General features: G+C 68.5%; 19 protein-coding genes. 11 read left to right on the top strand and 8 right to left on the bottom strand.

The genetic code is table 11. The annotated features are described in order from the left end of the window. Positions 1 to 13: 13 nt before the first annotated feature. From ASG62_RS06750 to ASG62_RS06730, 5 genes are all read left to right on the top strand, one after another. Positions 14 to 1,177 (top strand): alpha-D-ribose 1-methylphosphonate 5-triphosphate diphosphatase, encoded by a 1,164-nt coding sequence (locus ASG62_RS06750; protein ID WP_082537276.1) that lies wholly within the window; start codon positions 14 to 16, stop codon positions 1,175 to 1,177. After that, complete coding sequence (phnN, locus tag ASG62_RS06745; RefSeq protein WP_056695499.1) at positions 1,167 to 1,841, top strand: phosphonate metabolism protein/1,5-bisphosphokinase (PRPP-forming) PhnN; 675 nt, start codon at positions 1,167 to 1,169, stop codon at positions 1,839 to 1,841. Before ASG62_RS06750 ends, phnN begins: the two co-directional genes overlap by 11 nt. Before the next feature lie 162 nt (positions 1,842 to 2,003). After that, on the top strand, positions 2,004 to 2,909 hold the full coding sequence (locus tag ASG62_RS06740; protein ID WP_056695498.1) for a cation diffusion facilitator family transporter: 906 nt from the start codon (positions 2,004 to 2,006) through the stop codon (positions 2,907 to 2,909). A 218-nt stretch (positions 2,910 to 3,127) separates the two neighbouring features. Beyond that, positions 3,128 to 3,640, top strand: coding sequence for a MarR family winged helix-turn-helix transcriptional regulator (locus ASG62_RS06735; protein ID WP_056695496.1), 513 nt, complete (start codon positions 3,128 to 3,130; stop codon positions 3,638 to 3,640). An 11-nt stretch (positions 3,641 to 3,651) separates the two neighbouring features. Further along, positions 3,652 to 4,560, top strand: coding sequence for a DMT family transporter (locus ASG62_RS06730; RefSeq protein WP_082537282.1), 909 nt, complete (start codon positions 3,652 to 3,654; stop codon positions 4,558 to 4,560). Between the two features lie 58 nt (positions 4,561 to 4,618). Here the strand turns inward: ASG62_RS06730 and ASG62_RS06725 are convergent, their stop codons facing one another. From ASG62_RS06725 to ASG62_RS06710, 4 genes are all read right to left on the bottom strand, one after another. Continuing rightward, entirely contained in the window at positions 4,619 to 5,893 is a 1,275-nt protein-coding gene (locus ASG62_RS06725) for an NADH:flavin oxidoreductase/NADH oxidase family protein (RefSeq protein ID WP_200944710.1), read from the bottom strand. 91 nt (positions 5,894 to 5,984) lie between these two features. Continuing rightward, positions 5,985 to 6,641, bottom strand: coding sequence for a winged helix-turn-helix transcriptional regulator (locus ASG62_RS06720; RefSeq protein ID WP_200944708.1), 657 nt, complete (start codon positions 6,639 to 6,641; stop codon positions 5,985 to 5,987). Beyond that, positions 6,638 to 7,048 carry a hypothetical protein gene (locus tag ASG62_RS06715; RefSeq protein WP_056695669.1) on the bottom strand — a complete coding sequence of 137 codons (411 nt, stop codon included), beginning with the start codon at positions 7,046 to 7,048 and terminating at the stop codon, positions 6,638 to 6,640. Before ASG62_RS06715 ends, ASG62_RS06720 begins: the two co-directional genes overlap by 4 nt. Positions 7,049 to 7,089: 41 nt before the next feature. Continuing rightward, the gene (locus ASG62_RS06710) at positions 7,090 to 7,935 is read right to left on the bottom strand and encodes an alpha/beta fold hydrolase (RefSeq protein WP_056695494.1); all 846 of its coding nucleotides are present in this window, start codon (positions 7,933 to 7,935) and stop codon (positions 7,090 to 7,092) included. A gap of 267 nt (positions 7,936 to 8,202) precedes the next feature. Between ASG62_RS06710 and ASG62_RS06705 the strand changes: the two genes are divergently transcribed. Further along, positions 8,203 to 8,634 carry an Rrf2 family transcriptional regulator gene (locus tag ASG62_RS06705; RefSeq protein ID WP_056695491.1) on the top strand — a complete coding sequence of 144 codons (432 nt, stop codon included), beginning with the start codon at positions 8,203 to 8,205 and terminating at the stop codon, positions 8,632 to 8,634. A gap of 87 nt (positions 8,635 to 8,721) precedes the next feature. Next, the gene (locus ASG62_RS06700; RefSeq protein WP_082537275.1) at positions 8,722 to 9,585 is read left to right on the top strand and encodes a nuclear transport factor 2 family protein; all 864 of its coding nucleotides are present in this window, start codon (positions 8,722 to 8,724) and stop codon (positions 9,583 to 9,585) included. Positions 9,586 to 9,601: 16 nt separating this feature from the next. Here the strand turns inward: ASG62_RS06700 and ASG62_RS06695 are convergent, their stop codons facing one another. From ASG62_RS06695 to ASG62_RS06680, 4 genes are all read right to left on the bottom strand, one after another. Continuing rightward, positions 9,602 to 10,072 carry a PaaI family thioesterase gene (locus tag ASG62_RS06695; RefSeq protein ID WP_056695663.1) on the bottom strand — a complete coding sequence of 157 codons (471 nt, stop codon included), beginning with the start codon at positions 10,070 to 10,072 and terminating at the stop codon, positions 9,602 to 9,604. A gap of 68 nt (positions 10,073 to 10,140) precedes the next feature. Further along, entirely contained in the window at positions 10,141 to 11,001 is an 861-nt protein-coding gene (locus ASG62_RS06690; RefSeq protein ID WP_056695489.1) for an alpha/beta fold hydrolase, read from the bottom strand. 78 nt (positions 11,002 to 11,079) lie between these two features. Continuing rightward, a complete protein-coding gene (locus tag ASG62_RS06685) occupies positions 11,080 to 12,081 on the bottom strand; it encodes an NADP-dependent oxidoreductase (protein ID WP_056695487.1) in 1,002 nt (333 codons plus the stop codon). Positions 12,082 to 12,209: 128 nt separating this feature from the next. Beyond that, positions 12,210 to 12,992, bottom strand: a complete 783-nt coding sequence (locus ASG62_RS06680) for an SDR family NAD(P)-dependent oxidoreductase (protein WP_056695486.1) — start codon at positions 12,990 to 12,992, stop codon at positions 12,210 to 12,212. A 106-nt stretch (positions 12,993 to 13,098) separates the two neighbouring features. Here ASG62_RS06680 and ASG62_RS06675 point away from each other — a divergent pair, with 106 nt between their 5' ends. The 4 genes from ASG62_RS06675 to ASG62_RS06660 all read left to right on the top strand — a co-directional run bounded on the left by ASG62_RS06675 (position 13,099) and on the right by ASG62_RS06660 (position 14,948). After that, complete coding sequence (locus ASG62_RS06675) at positions 13,099 to 13,662, top strand: TetR/AcrR family transcriptional regulator (RefSeq protein ID WP_056695660.1); 564 nt, start codon at positions 13,099 to 13,101, stop codon at positions 13,660 to 13,662. 188 nt (positions 13,663 to 13,850) lie between these two features. Continuing rightward, positions 13,851 to 14,048, top strand: a complete 198-nt coding sequence (locus ASG62_RS06670) for a hypothetical protein (RefSeq protein ID WP_056695484.1) — start codon at positions 13,851 to 13,853, stop codon at positions 14,046 to 14,048. A 123-nt stretch (positions 14,049 to 14,171) separates the two neighbouring features. Next, the gene (locus ASG62_RS06665; RefSeq protein ID WP_056695482.1) at positions 14,172 to 14,375 is read left to right on the top strand and encodes a hypothetical protein; all 204 of its coding nucleotides are present in this window, start codon (positions 14,172 to 14,174) and stop codon (positions 14,373 to 14,375) included. Between the two features lie 153 nt (positions 14,376 to 14,528). After that, positions 14,529 to 14,948, top strand: a complete 420-nt coding sequence (locus tag ASG62_RS06660) for a thermonuclease family protein (protein ID WP_056695480.1) — start codon at positions 14,529 to 14,531, stop codon at positions 14,946 to 14,948. Positions 14,949 to 15,239 lie beyond the last annotated feature (291 nt).

Here is a 15,239-nt window from a genome sequence, read left to right as displayed (position 1 = left end):
AGACGACAAGCGCATGGATACGATCGACATGACCACGAACACGACCGAGATGGTCTTCACCAATGCCCGCATCGTCCTCCCCGACGAGGTCGTGGAGGGCAGTCTCCTCGTGCGCGGCGGGCGGATCGCGGACATTTCCGCGTCGAAGGCCAGCGGCGGAATCGACTGCGAGGGCGATCACATCGTACCCGGCCTCGTGGAGCTTCACACCGACCATATCGAGGGACATTTCGTGCCCCGCCCGAAGGTGCGCTGGAACCGGCACGCCGCGCTCCAGGCGCACGACGCGCAGATCGCGTCCTCCGGCATCACCACCGTCTTCGACGCGCTGCGCGTCGGGATCGACGAGGATGCCGCGCTCGGCTCGGCCGACATGACCGCGATGGGCGAGGCGATCGCCTCCGCCACGAGCGAGGGCCGGCTGCGGGCCGAGCACTTCATCCACCTGCGCTGCGAGGTCTCGGCGGCCGACGTGATGGAGAGCTTCGAGGCTTTGGTCGAGAACCCGCGCGTCCGCCTCGCCTCGCTGATGGACCACGCGCCCGGCCAGCGCCAGTTCGTCGATCTGGCGGTCTACCGCACCTACTACCAGGGCAAGACGGGCATGTCGGACGAGGTCTTCGACGCCTTCTGCGCCCGCCGCGTGCGCGAGTCCGAGGACTACGCGCCGGGTCACCGGCTCGCCATCGCGAAGGCCTGCCGCGAGCGCGGCGTGACGCTTGCCTCCCACGACGACGCGACGCCCGAGCACGTCGCGGAAGGCCTGGAGCTCGGCGTCGCCATCGCCGAATTCCCGACGACGATCGAGGCGGCCCGGCTCGCCGGAGAGGCCGGCCTGTCCGTCCTCATGGGCGCGCCGAACGTCGTGCGCGGCGGCTCCCATTCCGGCAACGTCTCGGCGGCCGACCTCATCGACATCGAGGCGCTCGACATCCTGTCCTCGGACTACGTGCCCTTCAGCCTGATCCAGGCGGTCTTTCTCCTCGCGCCGAAGATCGGCCTCCCCCGCGCCCTCCGGCTCGTGACGCTGGCGCCCGCGCGCGCCGCAGATCTTAGCGACAGAGGCGCCATCCTCCCCGGTCTTCGCGCCGATCTCGTCCGCGTGCGTGCGGGGCAGGCGGACGAAGTGCCGCCGGTGGTGCGCGGCGTCTGGCGGGAAGGCGAGCGTGTCGCCTGACGCGCCGCGCGCCCGCGGCCTCCTCGTCGCGATCGTCGGCCCCAGCGGCGCCGGCAAGGACACGGTCACGCGGCTCGCGCTCGAACGTCTCGGCGACCATGCCGAGCCGATCCGCCTCGCGCGGCGCGTCGTCACCCGCACGGCCGACGGCGCCTCAGAGGATCACGACACGCTCGACGAGGCCGCCTTCGCGCACGCGGAAGCCGCCGGCGCCTTCTGCCTGACCTGGCGGGCGAACGGCCTTGCCTACGGCCTTCCCGCCGACATCCGGGCGCGGATCGACGCAGGCGAGATCGTCGTCGCCAATCTCTCCCGGCGCTCGCTCTCGGAGGCGGCCGCCCGCTTCGGCCGCATCGCGATCGTCGAGATCGTCGCCCGGCGCGAGCTGCTGCTCGCCCGCATCACCGCGCGCGGCCGCGAGACGTCGCCGGAAATCGAGGCCCGCCTCGCCCGGACCGTCCCGACCGAGGCGCCGCCGAGAACCCTCGCCCTTCTGCGCATCGACAATTCCGGCGCCCCGGACGACGCCGCCGCCGAACTCGAGCGCTTCCTTCAAGGCCTGCTCCACACCCTTGCCCAGGAGGCTCCGGGAACGGACGAGCCTTCGTCCGGGGGAACGCCCTCCGCGTCCTCGCATCCAAACAACGCTCGCGCCGCCGAGTAGAGGGCCCCGAGGAGAGGAAGGACGGCCGTCCGACGCCGATGAGGCGCGACGGCCGACCGCCGGCCCCTCTCGGAAAAGCCTTCCGCGACGGCGGCGTCGAAGCCCGCGGCCGGACGACCACGACGCCTTGCGGCGGAAACGGCGCCTGCTACATCGTCCGCCATGACCGATCGCGCCGAAGAGACCTTCCTCAAACACTCCATCGCCATGACCGTCGTCGTCGGCGCGTCCGGCGTCGCCTTCGGCGTCCTGTCCGGCTCGCTCTCGATCGCCTTCGACGGCGTCTTCTCGGCCGTCGATGCCGCCATGACGGGACTGGCGCTTCTGGTGACGAGGCTGATCGCGCGCGATGCCAGCCGCAGGTTCCAGATGGGCTTCTGGCACCTGGAGCCGATGGTGCTCGCCTTCAACGGAGCGCTGCTGACGCTTCTGTCCTTCTACGCCTTCGTCAACGCGGTCATGACGATCCTGGAGGGCGGGCGGGCGTTCGAGTTCGGCTGGGCCATCGGCTACGCCCTCTTCGTCGTCGCCATCTGCCTCGGCATGGTTCTCTACGGCCGCCGCGCCAACCGGCGGATCGGCTCGCAGTTCGTGGCGCTCGACATCAAGGGCTGGACCATGTCGGGCGCGATCACCAGCGCCCTCCTCCTCGCCTTCGCCGCCGCCTTCCTTTTGGAGGGAACGCGCCATGAATGGCTGACCCCCTATGTCGATCCGGCCGTCCTCGCCGTCCTGACGGTCTGCCTCATCCCGGTGCCCCTGCGCACCGTCGCCGCGGCCCTGAAGGACGTCTTCCTCGTCGCCCCCGCCAGCCTCGATCTGCAGGTCCGCGCGGCCGTCGATGCCGCGGTCGCCCGCCACGGCTTCCTCGACGCCCGAACCTACGTCGCCAAAGCCGGACGCTCCCGTCTCATCGAGGTGCATTTCGTCGTGCCGCCGACCTTTTCGATCGACACGATCTCGGTCCTCGACGCCATCCGCGAAGAGGTCGGCGAGGCCATCGGCGACGCCGGAAGCGACCGCTGGCTGACGATCGCCTTCACCGGCGACCCGAAATGGACACGCTGACGGACCCATGCCCCGGTCCCAAGCCGGCTTCGGCTGCGGTACGGCGATGATGTCGGCCCAAGCGCGGTCCGGCGACGTGCCGGGGCGTGCCGGGCCTCCGATGAGACGATCCACGATCCCACATATGCGTCATGCATTCTAGGGATATCGGCTACTAGCCAAAGCGGCGATGGGTCTTCGTGTTTTACATATGCGGATCGCATATGTAGACTTGTCGTATGAGCAAGGCTGTGAACGTTCTCGGTGCGCTGTCTCTGGTTCTCGGTGACGAGATCCGAGCGGCGGTGAACGAAACGATCGGAACGTCGGGAGAGGCGGGTGCGGCGATCGTCATGCTGGGCGCTCACCCCGGGCTTTCGGTCGGGCAGGTGGCCGCAGCGCTCGACATGTCCCACAGCGGCTGCGTCCGCGTCGTCGACCGACTGGAGGCGGACGGCCTCCTGGTTCGAAAAGCCGGAGCGACCCACCGCCTCGTCAGCCTGGAGCTTACGCCGGAAGGCCGAAGACGGCGTCTGATCGCGCTCAAGCATCGCGACAGGGTCCTGCGTCAGGCGGCAGCCGGCCTGTCGCAGGACGAAACGGAGATGCTCGAAGCGCTGGCGAGCAAGATGCTGAAGAGCGTCCTGACCGACAAGGGCCAGAGCTACCGCTTCTGCCGGATGTGCAATGAGGGGGAATGCGTTCCCAGCGGCTGCCCGGTGGAAGAACGCTGGGCGGAACTGACGGGATGAGCGAAGAGAACATGAGCCTCACGGCAGACCGTCCGAGCCGAGCCAAACTCGTCGCGACCCTGGCCATGATCGCGTCGGCCGCTTGCTGGGGCTTTGCCACCGTGATGTCGCGAAATCTCCTCGACGCCATGCCGCCGACGACCCTGCTGGTGATCCAGTTGACGGCGAGCGTCGCGGCTCTGCTCGTCATGGCGGCTCCGAATTTCCCCCACCGGTACGAAGGCAAGGGGATCGGCCGCGCGGCCGCCATCGGGCTTCTGGAGCCCGGCCTCACCTATGCGGTCGGCCTTGCGGGCCTTTCGCTGACGACGGCGGGCAAGGCCTCCGTTATCAGCGCCAGCGAACCGGTTCTGATCGTCCTCATGTCGTGGATTCTTTTCAGCCAGCGCCCTTCGCGAAGGTTGCTCGTGTGTATCGCTCTTGCGGTGGTGGGCGTCCTGATGGTTTCGGGCGTCGGCGACCTCGACGCAGGGGATTCCGAACGGCTCGGAGACGGACTCATCGTTCTGGCGACCTTGTTCGCGGCCACTTACGTCGTCCTGTCGGCTCGCGTCGCCGGCGACTTTCCGCCAGCGACCCTGGCTTCCTCGCAACAGCTTGTCGGGTTGGCCTTTGCTCTCGCGCTTTATGCCGTGGAGCGCCTGGCGACGGCCGACCCCGTTTCGATCACCGACATGCCCCCTCGGGTGATCGTCTACGCCGCCCTCTCCGGCGTGGTGCAATATGCGGCCGCGTTCTGGCTCTACCTGATCGGTCTTCGTCATCTGTCCGCGGGGGCCGCGGGGCTGTGGCTCACGCTGGTCCCGGTCTTCGGCCTGTTCGGCGCCTATGTCTGGCTGGGCGAGGTTCCAACGATCATCATGCTTCTCGGAGCCTCGTTCATCCTCGCGGCCGTCCTTGCGGGGCGGAGCGAAAGCTGACCGCGAACGCCGCTCTCGCCAGCCGGCAGCGCCCAGACGGCCCCCCCCCCGGCACCCGTCAGTCCCGTGCGCGGGCGCGGCGGGTGCGGTAGGTGGCCCAGCCGCTTCGGGCGGCCGACTTCAGGAAGGACCAGAGCCCGCTCTCGCGGGGTCTGGGATCTCGGCCCCTCGCGATGCGCTTGATCTGCGCGGTGTACCAGAGGACCTCCATGAGCCCCAGGCGATCGACCGCCTTGATGCCGGTGACGATCGGGCGGACCATCTCCCGGCTGTCGCGGCCCGCCAGAAGGCCGGAGGCCGCGTCGGGGTCGATGGCGAGAAGGCGCGCGAGGCCGACGACGTCGAGCCCGCCCGAGCCAAGGGCCGCGTTCATGCCGGCAGCGGTGCGAAAGCCGCCGGTGACCATCAGCGGCACGTCCACGCTCGCGCGGACCTTTTCGGCGAAGTCGAGGAAGTAGGCCTCGCGGGCGAGCGTCGAGGGCCGCTTCTGCTCCTCGGTCCCGCCGCTCATCGCGGGCGCCTCGTAGGTGCCGCCGGAAATCTCGATCAGGTCCACGCCCGCCTCGGCCAGAGCCCGGATCGTGTCCATCGACTCCTCCTGCGTGAACCCGCCGCGCTGGAAGTCGGCCGAGTTCAGCTTGATGGCGACCGGGAAGTCGGGCCCGACCTGCCGGCGGATCTCGTGATAGACCGACAGGACGAAGCGGCGGCGGTTCTCCGCGCTGCCGCCCCATCGGTCGGTGCGGCGGTTGTGATGCGGGGAGAGGAACTGGTTGACGAGATAGCCATGCGCGCCGTGGATCTCGACGCCGCTGAAGCCCGCCTTCCGGCAGATGGCGGCGCTGCGCCCGAAACGCGCCACGATGTCGAGGATCTCGGCCTCGGTCGCCTCGCGCGGTGTGGCGAAGAAGGCCGCCATGTCCTCCCGGAACGGCACGGCGGAGGGCGCGATATTGTAGGCGTTCAGCCCCTTGGAGGACTGCTTGCCGGGATGGTTGAGCTGAACGAAGATCGCCGCGCCCTCGGCGGTGGCCGCCTGCGCCCACTCGCGCAGAAGCGGCAGGTCCGCCTCGTCCTCGATCGCGACATTGCCCGGCTCGCCCAGCGCCCGGCGGTCGATCATCACGTTGCCGGTGACGATCAGCCCGAGGCCGGAGGCGGCCCAGCGCCGGTAGAGCTGGACGAGATCGGGGAGAGGGCGGTTGTCGTCGGTGCCGAGCGTCTCGCTCATCGCCGCCTTGGCGAGCCGGTTGCGCAGAACGAGACCGTTCTTCAGCACCAAAGGCTGGTTCAGGAGATGGGTCGCGGGTATGTCCTGGGGCATCGCGTTCATGGATTTCCGTCTCCTTTGTGTGGTGGCGCGGATACGGCCGATCCGGTCGTCGATCCCCGCAGCCTCTCGCTCCGGCCGCGGCCGCGAAGCCCTACGGCCTGTATTCCAGCACGTCGAACGCCTGCAGAAACGCCTCCCGCTGCCCTTCGAGAAGGCGCGCGCGCCCCTCGTCGAGCGCGGCCGAGGGCGTCAGCCGACGCAGCGCCAGCGCCATGAACGTGGCGAGATCGCAGCCGACGACGATGTCGGCCCGCTCGGGCACCGGGCCCGAACGGGCCAGCACCTCGCCGTCGTCGACCCGGACATGGAAGACGTCCGACCCGACATGGAACTCGTAGAAGGCCCGCAGGCCCGCGCTCGCGGCGGGATCGCTCGCTCCGGCGAGGCTCAGCGCGATCAGCTCGGCCCGCGACGTCGACGGATCGATCCGCTCGTCCACGGGCAGTTGCAGCCCCCAGAGCCCGAGCCCGAGCAGCGGCTTGCGCAGCCCTTCGCCGAGCTCCGTCAGCTCATAGGCCGGCCCCGACGGCTGCACCGGGCGCACGATGCCGTTCTCCGTCAGCGCCTTCAGCCGGTCCGACAGGCGGTTGGTGCCCATCGCCGGCAGAACGGCGAGCAGGTCCTTGAAGCGTTTGGGGCCGAGGAGAAGCTCGCGGATCACCAGCAGCGTCCATCGCTCGCCGAGAAGATCGAGGGCGCGCGCGATCGGGCAGAGCTGGCCGTAGGTCTTGGTCGGCGCGGCGCTCACGACGCCTCGCCGAAGACGGTGCGGTCGCGGGGCGCAACGCTTGCGGGGGGCTGCAGAAAGCCGGTCAGCCCCTGAAACCACATCGCGTCGAGCACGCTGCCGGAGACCACCAGATCCTTTCGCCCGAGCGCGGCGAGAAACGCGCCCTGGCTGTCCTTGGCCGAGAGGACCGAGAAGCCGGTCGCGCCGTCCTTGAAGGTCAGCGTGAAGGCGGGCGTGCCGAGCGGCTTGGCGCGCGAGGAGACGCGGCCGTTGCGGATCGCGAAGGTCCGCCCCTCGCCCGATCGCGTCTCGATGCGCAGGGTCAGCGTCTTGCCCGCGATAAAGCGGGCGGCGGCCGGATCGGAGCGGACCTTGCGCTTCAGAAGCAGCGCAAGTGTCAGGAGCAGGAACTTGAACTTCAGCATGGGAACGGCCTTTCCTTCGATCTGTCGGGCGGCGGGTTCGATCACTCGCTCAGGAAGCGGCCGACGTGATGGAGAAAACGGTCCGGGCACTGGAATTGGGCGCCGTGGCCGCAGTCGGGATAGATGAAGAGCTGCGCGTTCGGAATGTTGCGGGCCATGTAGAAGGAGTTGACGGTCGGGATCATCACGTCGTGCACCCCGTTCAGGATGAACGTCGGCTGGCGGATGGCGCGCAGATAGGCGAACGGATCTTCCTCGGACACGGGCGGCAGGTAATAGAGATTTGCCTCCATCTGCGCGGCGGTCACGGCTTGCGCGGCCGGCGGGTCCTGGTCGACGCGCTGGTGGCGCCGCTCCCAGAAGGCGCGGGCGGCCGCGACGGCGGTCTCGGACCGGCCGAAGAACAGATAGGCGAAGTCCTCGAAGACCGGGACCGGACGCGGCGCCGTCTCCAGGACACCGGGCTCGAAGTCGGGATCGCCGCCGCGCGGGCCGGTGCCGAGCAGCATCAGCTTGCGCACGAGGTCCGGATGGCGAACGGTCAGGTCCAGCGCCTGGAACCCGCCGAGCGAGAAGCCGAGCACGTCGATCGTCTCCAGCCCGAGCGCCCGGACGAAGGCGGCCGCGTCGTCGGCCATGTCCTCGATCCGGTTGCGCGGCGTGCCGGTCGAGGAGGCAATGCCCCGCCCGTTGTAGAGGATCACCTCCCGGCCCTCGGCCAGACCATCCGTCATCAACGGGTCCCAGTGATCCATGCCGCCCCGGAAATGCTGAAGAAGGAGCAGCGGCGGCTGCCCTGCATCGGCCTGGCCCCAGCGGCGATAGGCGAAGCGCGCACCGTCGCGCTCCAGAAACCGGGTCGGGGCCGTCAGATGGCTTTCAGTCATGGCTTGTCCTGCAAATCACCGGCTCGGTCGTCCGCCGCGTCCTCATCCGAGGACCACGGCCAATCACTATATGAAATATATAGTGTCGTCAACATCACGACTGGCGCGGACGGGAGAGCCGGTCGGATCGCCGAGGAAGGCGAGCCGTCCGAACGAGCCGCACGGACATTTGCGCGAGCCCGGCGAAGCGGCCGCGCAAGCCCGTCCATTGCGCGCGCACGGCTCTGAGCCTAGAATGGATACAGATTTTTCCCGAGCGAACTCGACATGAACACGCGTCTGGCCGTTGCCACCCATATCCTCACGTTCCTGGAGACGCAGAACGGGAAGGCGGCGACGTCCGACCTCATCGCCTTGAGCGTCAACACCAACCCGTCCTTCATCCGGCGCCTTCTCGCCCAGCTCGCAAGGGCGGGGCTCACGACCTCGCAGCTCGGAGCCGGCGGCGGGGCACTGCTCGCCCGGCCGGGCGAGACGATCAGCCTGCTCGACATCTACGACTCGGTGAACGAGGAGGGCGACGCGCTGCTGCCGGTTCACGAGGACACGAGCCAGCGCTGCGAGGTGGGCCGCAGCATCTCGGGCGTCCTGAAAACCCGCCTCACGGCCGCCGAAGTCGCGTTGCGCGAGGAACTGGCGCGCACCACCATCAAGGACATGGCGGCGGGCGTCGCCGAGGCGAACCGGGTCGTCCCGTAACGGCGCCTTGGGCGGCGGGAGGGGCCTTTACACACATCTGTATTCATGGCACGTACACTTAAAGTGTCACCAGAATGGATACAGAAAATGCAAGCGATCGACCGCCGCCGTCTCCTGACCGCCGCCGCCATGACCCTCGCGGTCTTCGCGCAGCCCGTCCTCGCAGCCGCGTCCGCCGAGACGGGAACGCCGGAGACGAACAAGCAGAAGGTCACGGCGCTTCTGAAGGCGATCGAGACGGGTGAGAGCGCGCCGGTCTCGGTCATCGATCCCGACACGTATATCCAGCACAATCTTGCCGCCGCCGACGGGTTGAAGGGCTTCGGCGAACTCCTCGCCGCGCTCCCCAAAGGGTCCGCGCGCGTCGAGACCGTCCGGGTGTTCCAGGACGGCGACTTCGTCTTCGCGCACACGGACTACGACTTCTTCGGCCCGAAGGTCGGCTTCGACATCTTCCGCTTCGCGAACGGCCGGATCGTCGAGCATTGGGACAATCTGCAGGAAACGGCCGGCCCCAATCCCAGCGGGCACACGATGACCGACGGCCCGACGAAGGCCGTGGATCTCGGCGAGACCGCCGCCAACAAGGCGCTGGTGAAGGGGCTCGTCACCGACATTCTCATCGACGGCAAGATGGACAAGCTCGCCGGCTATTTCGACGGCGACAGCTACATCCAGCACAATCCGCAGATCGCCGACGGCCTTTCCGGGCTCGGCGCGGCGCTTCAGGCGATGGCCAAGGCCGGCGTCACGATGAAGTACGACCGCATCCACAAGGTGCTCGGCGAAGGCAACTTCGTCCTCACCGTGTCCGAAGGCAGCTTTGCCGGCAAACATACGTCCTTCTACGACCTGTTCCGGGTCGAGAACGGCAAGATCGCCGAGCATTGGGACACGATCGAGACCATCCCGGAACAGTCGGACTGGAAGAACGCGAACGGCAAGTTCTGATCGGGGCCGAGCGGGATCAGGACGCGGCGGGCGGGCGCTCGACCGGGAAGACCAGGAGGGTCGACGTCGCGGTCGCACAGAGGCGGCCGTGACGGTCGGTCAGCCGGCCCTCCGCGAAGGCGGTGCGCCGGCCCATCGACACGATGCGGCCCTCCGCCCGGACGGGGCCGCTCTCCTCGGTCAGCGGCCGGTGATAGGCGACCTTCAGCTCCAGCGTCGTGTAGCCCTGTTCGGGGCTCAGCCGCGAATGGACCGCGCAGCCGCAGGCGCTGTCGAGCAGCGTCGCGGCATAGCCGCCATGCACCGATCCGATCGGATTGTAGACGCTGCGGCCCGGATGGCCTTCGAACACGACGCGGCCCTCCTCCAGCTCGACGAGGGCGAAGCCGAGGGTCGCGTTGATCGGAGGCGGCGTGTCGGCCGCCACGATCGCCCGCAGCTGCTCGATGCCGGACAGACCGGCCGCGTTGTTTCGAACGATATCCATGAAAGCGCCCTCGTCGCGTCGGCTCGACAACACCCGGCGGGCCTTCGAAAAGGCCCGCACCGCCCGGTTCAGTCTGCCAGGAACGCCGTGGCGCGCTCGAGAAACGGCCCGTGATACTGGAAGATGCCGCCATGGCCGGCGTCGGGATAGAGAACGAGCTCGGCGCCGGGAATGCGCCTTGCCAGATCCCGCGAGTTCTCGGTCGGCACCATGATGTCGTGATCGCCATTGGCCACGAGAACGGGGCTGACGATCTTGGAAAGGTCCTGGGGCGCCTGCCGTCCCCAGGCACCGATCGCCTTCAGCTGGCGCAGGAAGACCCGCGGCGTGACGGCCTTGTCGCGGTCGGCTCGGCGCTCCTTCAGCCGGGCGATGAAGGCCGCGGCCGCTTGGCGCCCGTTCCTCGTGGAGGTGAAGAAGAGATAGGTCTTGGGGTCCTTGAACGTCGCGAGGCCCTTGAGGATCAGCGGCCAGGACACCGGCCCGACCTTCTCGATCCCGTCGCCGCCGGCCGGCCCGGTGCCGGCCAGGACGACCCTGCGGATGAGGTCCGGCGCGGCGAGCACGACCTCCTGCGCGACGAAGCCGCCGAGCGAGAAGCCGATGAGATCGACCTGCCGGAGGCCGAGCGCGCGCAGGACCGCGACGATGTCGGCGGCCATCGCCCGGATGGTCAGCGGCGCCGTGCCGCCGGATGCGCCGACCCCGCGGTAGTTCAGCGCATAGACCGGCCGATGCGCCGCCAGCCCGTCCACGATCCGCGGATCGAAATTGTCGAGATTGGCGCCCCAATGGTTGAGCAGCACGATCGGCACGCCCTCGGCCGGGCCGAGCCGGCGATAGGCGAACCGGACGCCCGCCGCCTCGACGAAGCGGGTCGGCGTCTCTGTCCAGGGACCTGAAGCGGCCGTGAGTTTGGGGTTCGTCATGGCATCTGCCTTTCGTTGCAATCGGGGGACCGCGCCGGCCGGCACGTCCGTGGCGGCGGCGTGTGCGAGGGGACGCCGTCAGCGCAGCTTGACGACGACCTTGCCCTTCGCGCGGCCGGTATCGAGGTAGTCCAGCGCCTCGTTGAGCTTCTCGAAGGGGAAGACCCCGTCGATGACGGGGCGGATGGCTCCGCTTTCGATCAGCGTCGTGATCTCCTCCAGCTGCTTGCCGTTCGCGCGCATGAAGAGGAAGGAATAGCCGACGCCCTGCCGCTTGGCCTTGCGGCGGATGCCGAGGCTGAGAAGCCTCATCACCTGGCGCACGGGCCAGCCGACGCCGGCCTCCTTGGCGAAGGCGGGATCGGGCGGACCGGAGATCGAGATCAGCTGGCCGCCCGGCTTCAGAACCTTCACCGACTTTGCCAGCGTCTTGCCGTCGAGGCTGTTGACGGCGACGTCGTAGCCGGACAGGACCTCGGAGAAATCCTCCTTCCTGTAGTCCACGACCGTTTCGGCCCCCAGATCGCGCACCAGGGCGAGATTGCTCGTGCCGGCCGTCGTCGCGACATGGGCGCCGAGATGACGGGCGAGCTGGATGGCGAAGGTGCCGACGCCGCCCGAACCGGCATGGATCAGCACCTTCTGACCCCGCCCGACCCTCGCGCGCTCCACCAGCGCCTGCCAGGCGGTCAGGCCGACGAGCGGCAGGGAGGCCGCCTCCTCCATCGAGAGATTGGTGGGCTTCTTGGCGACATCCGCCTCGTTCACGGCGAGATGGTCCGCGAAGGCGCCGATCCGTCCGTCGCGGGGCCGCGCATAGACGGCGTCGCCGACCTGGAAGCGTCTGACATTCGCGCCGACCCGGGTCACGATGCCGGCAAGGTCGTGGCCGAGGACGAAGGGCGGCTTGTAGGGCAGGAGGAGCTTGAACTCGCCGCTGCGGATCTTCGAGTCCAGCACGTTGAGGCCGGCCGCGTGGATCTCGATCAGGACGTCGTCGGGTCCGACCGCCGGCTCCGGCATGTCGCCGAGGCGCAGCGCGGCGCCCTTGCGATAGGCATCGAGGAAATAGGCCTTCATGGGACGCGGGCTCCGCTGGTCGTGGCTCGATCGACACCCCGAACGGGGATCGATGCGGCGGGTGTCGTGATGACGGCTCGAGCCTTCCGCGGACGCGGCGGCTCGGGTCGTTCCTGTCGTCGGCCGGGTCAGGCGGCCGTGTAGCGGTCGGCGCGCTTCAGCTGCCGGAAGCGCGGCACCATGGCCTTGCGGGCGGCGTCGAAGCTCTCCCACAGCTCGCCCTCGTGCAGGGTCGGGATGGTCACGCTTTCGCGGCGGTCGAAGCCGACCAGCGCGGCGTCGACGAGCTCGTTCACATCCATCATCGGCGGCAGCGAGGCTTCGTCGGCGCCCGCGCGTCCCCACAGTTCCGTCAGCGTGGCGGCGGGCAGCACGGCCTGGACATGGACGCCCCGGGGACCGAGCTCGAGGGCGAGCCCCTGCGACAGGAAGAGGACGAAGGCCTTGGTCGCGCCATAGACGGTCATGTTGAACTCGGGCGCAAGTCCGACCACCGAGCCGATATTGACGATCGCCCCCTCCCCGGCCTCTGCGAGGCGGGGCGCGATCGCGCCGGCCAGGCGGACGACCGCGTTCGTGTTGAGCGCGACGAGGTTCGCCATGGCGGTCGTGGACTGATCGGTGAAGCTCCCACCGAGTCCGGCCCCGGCATTGTTGACGAGGATCCGGATCGAGGCGTCGTCGCGCAGCCGCGCCTCGACCGCCTCGATCTCCTTCTCGACGGTGAGATCGGCCGGCAGGATGTCGATCTCCACGCCCGTCTCCTCCGTCAGGCGGGCGGCGAGCTTGGCCATCCGCCCCGCATCCCGCGCGACGAGGACGAGGTCGTGGCCCCTTCGCGCGAAGCGATCGGCATAGGTCGCGCCGATGCCTGTGGAGGCGCCGGTGATGAGAACGGTGGAAAGACCCATGGGGATTGCCCTCTTCTAACGAACGCCCATATTGATGATGGACATCATGATAGTCTAAATATGATAGCCATCATGAAAGTCAACGGTGGCGCTGGAGAATCTGAAAATGAAGGTCAGTCGCGAGCAAATGGCCGAGAACCGCATCCGCATCCTCGACGCCGCCGGCCGCCTGTTCCGCGACCGCGGCTTCGAGGTGGTCACGGTCTCCGAGGTGATGAAGGCGGCGGGGATGACGCATGGCGGCTTCTACGGCCACTTCGCCTCCAAGGACGACCTGATCGCTCAGGCCGTCGCGCATTCGCTGACGGCGGGGTCCGCCGGCGAGCCCGGCGACGTCGATGCCTGGATGGACACCTATCTGTCGCCCCATCATCGCGACCGCGCGGCGACGGGCTGTTCGAGCGCCGGCTTCGCCGGCCTCCTTCACCACCAGTCGCCCGAGGCTCGCAGCGCCATGACGAACGGCCTCAAGAGCCAGATCGAGCGGCTGGCCGCGGTCATTCCCGCGCCGGAGGGAACCGATCCGCGCACGGCCGCCATGGGCAGCTGGGCGGCCATGGTCGGCGCGATGATCCTCGCCCGCGCCGTCGACGATCCGACGCTCTCCGACGAGATGCTGAAGCGGACGCGGGCCTGGATCGATCAGCGAAACGCGAACCCCGCACCATAGGCGCATTCGCCGCCGATACCCTGCGGGACAGGAGATCACGGGTTCCCGATTCCGACCGTTTGAGCTAAGTTCTTAACGAATTGTTAAGGATCTCATGCATGCCGGACTTCGCTCGCCACCTTGCCCCCTATGCCGCGACGGCGGTCTATCTCGTCGGCGCGCTCTGGATGAACGGGCAGTTCTAGGCGATGGCGAACCTCGTCCTTGCCCCCTTCCGACGCACGCCCCGCTTCGGCGAGCGGCCCGCCAGGCCGATCGGCCTTCGAGCCGCCGTTCTCCTGCAATGCGGCCTGATTGGGGGATGCATAGCCCTTGCCGGCTTCCTCTCCGTCGAGGCGCTCCACCTTGTGCAGTTGGTGGCCGAGCAGCTCGTCGCCAGCCTCTGACGCGAGAGGCGAGCGGTTCGTTAACGGTGCGGCGAGGTGGCAGGAGTTCGCAACTGGCCGAATGCGAAATCCGGTGCGAAAGTCCTAAGCCTATCTGTTGATCGTGGGCGCGAGGGTCGTTGGATGAAAGTGGCGTTCGTGCTGCTCTACCTGTCGTTTGGCTCCTCCGGCACGGAGCAGGTGCCCATGCGCTTCTCCTCGATGGAGGAATGCCAGGCGACCTTCGATTCCATCCGCCTGAAGGGCGCGGGGTCGGACGCCACCTGGGCCAAGCGCACGGTCGGGTTTCCCACCGGAACCTGCGTCCCCGTCCTGATCGGCAAGTAGCGGCCCCCGCTTGAGCATCCGCCGGCGTTCCGACCGGAGAAGCCGCGCCGTGCCTCGGACCGGGGCTCGGTCCGCGGCTCCGATCGGGGGATTGCAAGGTCGAAGGCCTGTCTATCTATAGGGCGGGTCGATCGTGACCGGGAGCAGAAGTCCATGGTCATCAAACGCGCGGCCCTCGCCGCCGTGCTTTTTGCCTGCCTGCCGGCGGCGGCCGAAGAGATCGTCGGGCCCGCGCGGGCCATCGAGGGCGACAGCCTCGTCGTCGGCGAGACCTTCCTTCGACTGTGCGGCGTGGTGAGCCTCGACGTGGGCGAAGCGCGATATCGCCGCGAGAGCACGGCCCTCAGTGCGCTCGTCGCCGGCAAGACCGTGCGATGCGTTCCCCTCGGCGAAGGCACGCCCTGCGACGGCATCGCGAATGGCGAGATCTACAAGCGCCGCATCGCCCAGTGCTTCGTCGAGGACAAGGACCTCGCGGCCGAGATGATCCGCTCCAAGAGCGCCTGCGCCTGGAAGGCGGAAAGCGGCGAGGCCTACACCGGCCTCGGCTGCGTCAGCGACCGCCGACAGTAGCCCTGCCGGCCCGCATGGGGCCTCCCTCGGCCGCCTCGCCTCTTGCGGGTCGCGCAACCGATTTTCCCGCGAAGCGGACAGAGGCTTAGAGCGTCGGACGGTCAATAGGACCCAGTTCTGCTGGCCCCCTCTCGGCCAAGGTCAAGGTGGGTGGCAAGGCCGTAGCGGGGCTACGGCCGCAGACGCACGCCGCTGGAATTGGCCGATAGGGGGCCAGCCCTTCGGGTTTGTCGGCCAAGGTCAAGGTGGGTGGCAAGGCCGTAGCGGGGCTACGGCCGCAGACGCACGCCG

Origin of the sequence: Aureimonas sp. Leaf427 (assembly GCF_001425485.1) — a bacterium.
Taxonomy (GTDB): Bacteria; Pseudomonadota; Alphaproteobacteria; order Rhizobiales; family Rhizobiaceae; genus Plantimonas.
Note: the sequence above shows the minus strand (reverse complement) of the source record. Positions and strands in the feature narration are given on the sequence as shown.

Excerpts from the sequence above, each read along its gene's own strand:
- ASG62_RS06750 (WP_082537276.1), top strand. The coding sequence starts at position 14 with ATGGATACGATCGACATGACCACGAACACGACCGAGATGGTCTTCACC.
- ASG62_RS06740 (WP_056695498.1), top strand. The coding sequence starts at position 2,004 with ATGACCGATCGCGCCGAAGAGACCTTCCTCAAACACTCCATCGCCATG.
- ASG62_RS06735 (WP_056695496.1), top strand. The coding sequence starts at position 3,128 with ATGAGCAAGGCTGTGAACGTTCTCGGTGCGCTGTCTCTGGTTCTCGGT.
- ASG62_RS06730 (WP_082537282.1), top strand. The coding sequence starts at position 3,652 with ATGAGCCTCACGGCAGACCGTCCGAGCCGAGCCAAACTCGTCGCGACC.
- ASG62_RS06725 (WP_200944710.1), bottom strand. The coding sequence starts at position 5,893 with ATGAACGCGATGCCCCAGGACATACCCGCGACCCATCTCCTGAACCAG.
- ASG62_RS06715 (WP_056695669.1), bottom strand. The coding sequence starts at position 7,048 with ATGCTGAAGTTCAAGTTCCTGCTCCTGACACTTGCGCTGCTTCTGAAG.
- ASG62_RS06710 (WP_056695494.1), bottom strand. The coding sequence starts at position 7,935 with ATGACTGAAAGCCATCTGACGGCCCCGACCCGGTTTCTGGAGCGCGAC.
- ASG62_RS06705 (WP_056695491.1), top strand. The coding sequence starts at position 8,203 with ATGAACACGCGTCTGGCCGTTGCCACCCATATCCTCACGTTCCTGGAG.
- ASG62_RS06700 (WP_082537275.1), top strand. The coding sequence starts at position 8,722 with ATGCAAGCGATCGACCGCCGCCGTCTCCTGACCGCCGCCGCCATGACC.
- ASG62_RS06695 (WP_056695663.1), bottom strand. The coding sequence starts at position 10,072 with ATGGATATCGTTCGAAACAACGCGGCCGGTCTGTCCGGCATCGAGCAG.
- ASG62_RS06690 (WP_056695489.1), bottom strand. The coding sequence starts at position 11,001 with ATGACGAACCCCAAACTCACGGCCGCTTCAGGTCCCTGGACAGAGACG.
- ASG62_RS06685 (WP_056695487.1), bottom strand. The coding sequence starts at position 12,081 with ATGAAGGCCTATTTCCTCGATGCCTATCGCAAGGGCGCCGCGCTGCGC.
- ASG62_RS06680 (WP_056695486.1), bottom strand. The coding sequence starts at position 12,992 with ATGGGTCTTTCCACCGTTCTCATCACCGGCGCCTCCACAGGCATCGGC.
- ASG62_RS06675 (WP_056695660.1), top strand. The coding sequence starts at position 13,099 with ATGAAGGTCAGTCGCGAGCAAATGGCCGAGAACCGCATCCGCATCCTC.
- ASG62_RS06670 (WP_056695484.1), top strand. The coding sequence starts at position 13,851 with ATGGCGAACCTCGTCCTTGCCCCCTTCCGACGCACGCCCCGCTTCGGC.
- ASG62_RS06665 (WP_056695482.1), top strand. The coding sequence starts at position 14,172 with ATGAAAGTGGCGTTCGTGCTGCTCTACCTGTCGTTTGGCTCCTCCGGC.
- ASG62_RS06660 (WP_056695480.1), top strand. The coding sequence starts at position 14,529 with ATGGTCATCAAACGCGCGGCCCTCGCCGCCGTGCTTTTTGCCTGCCTG.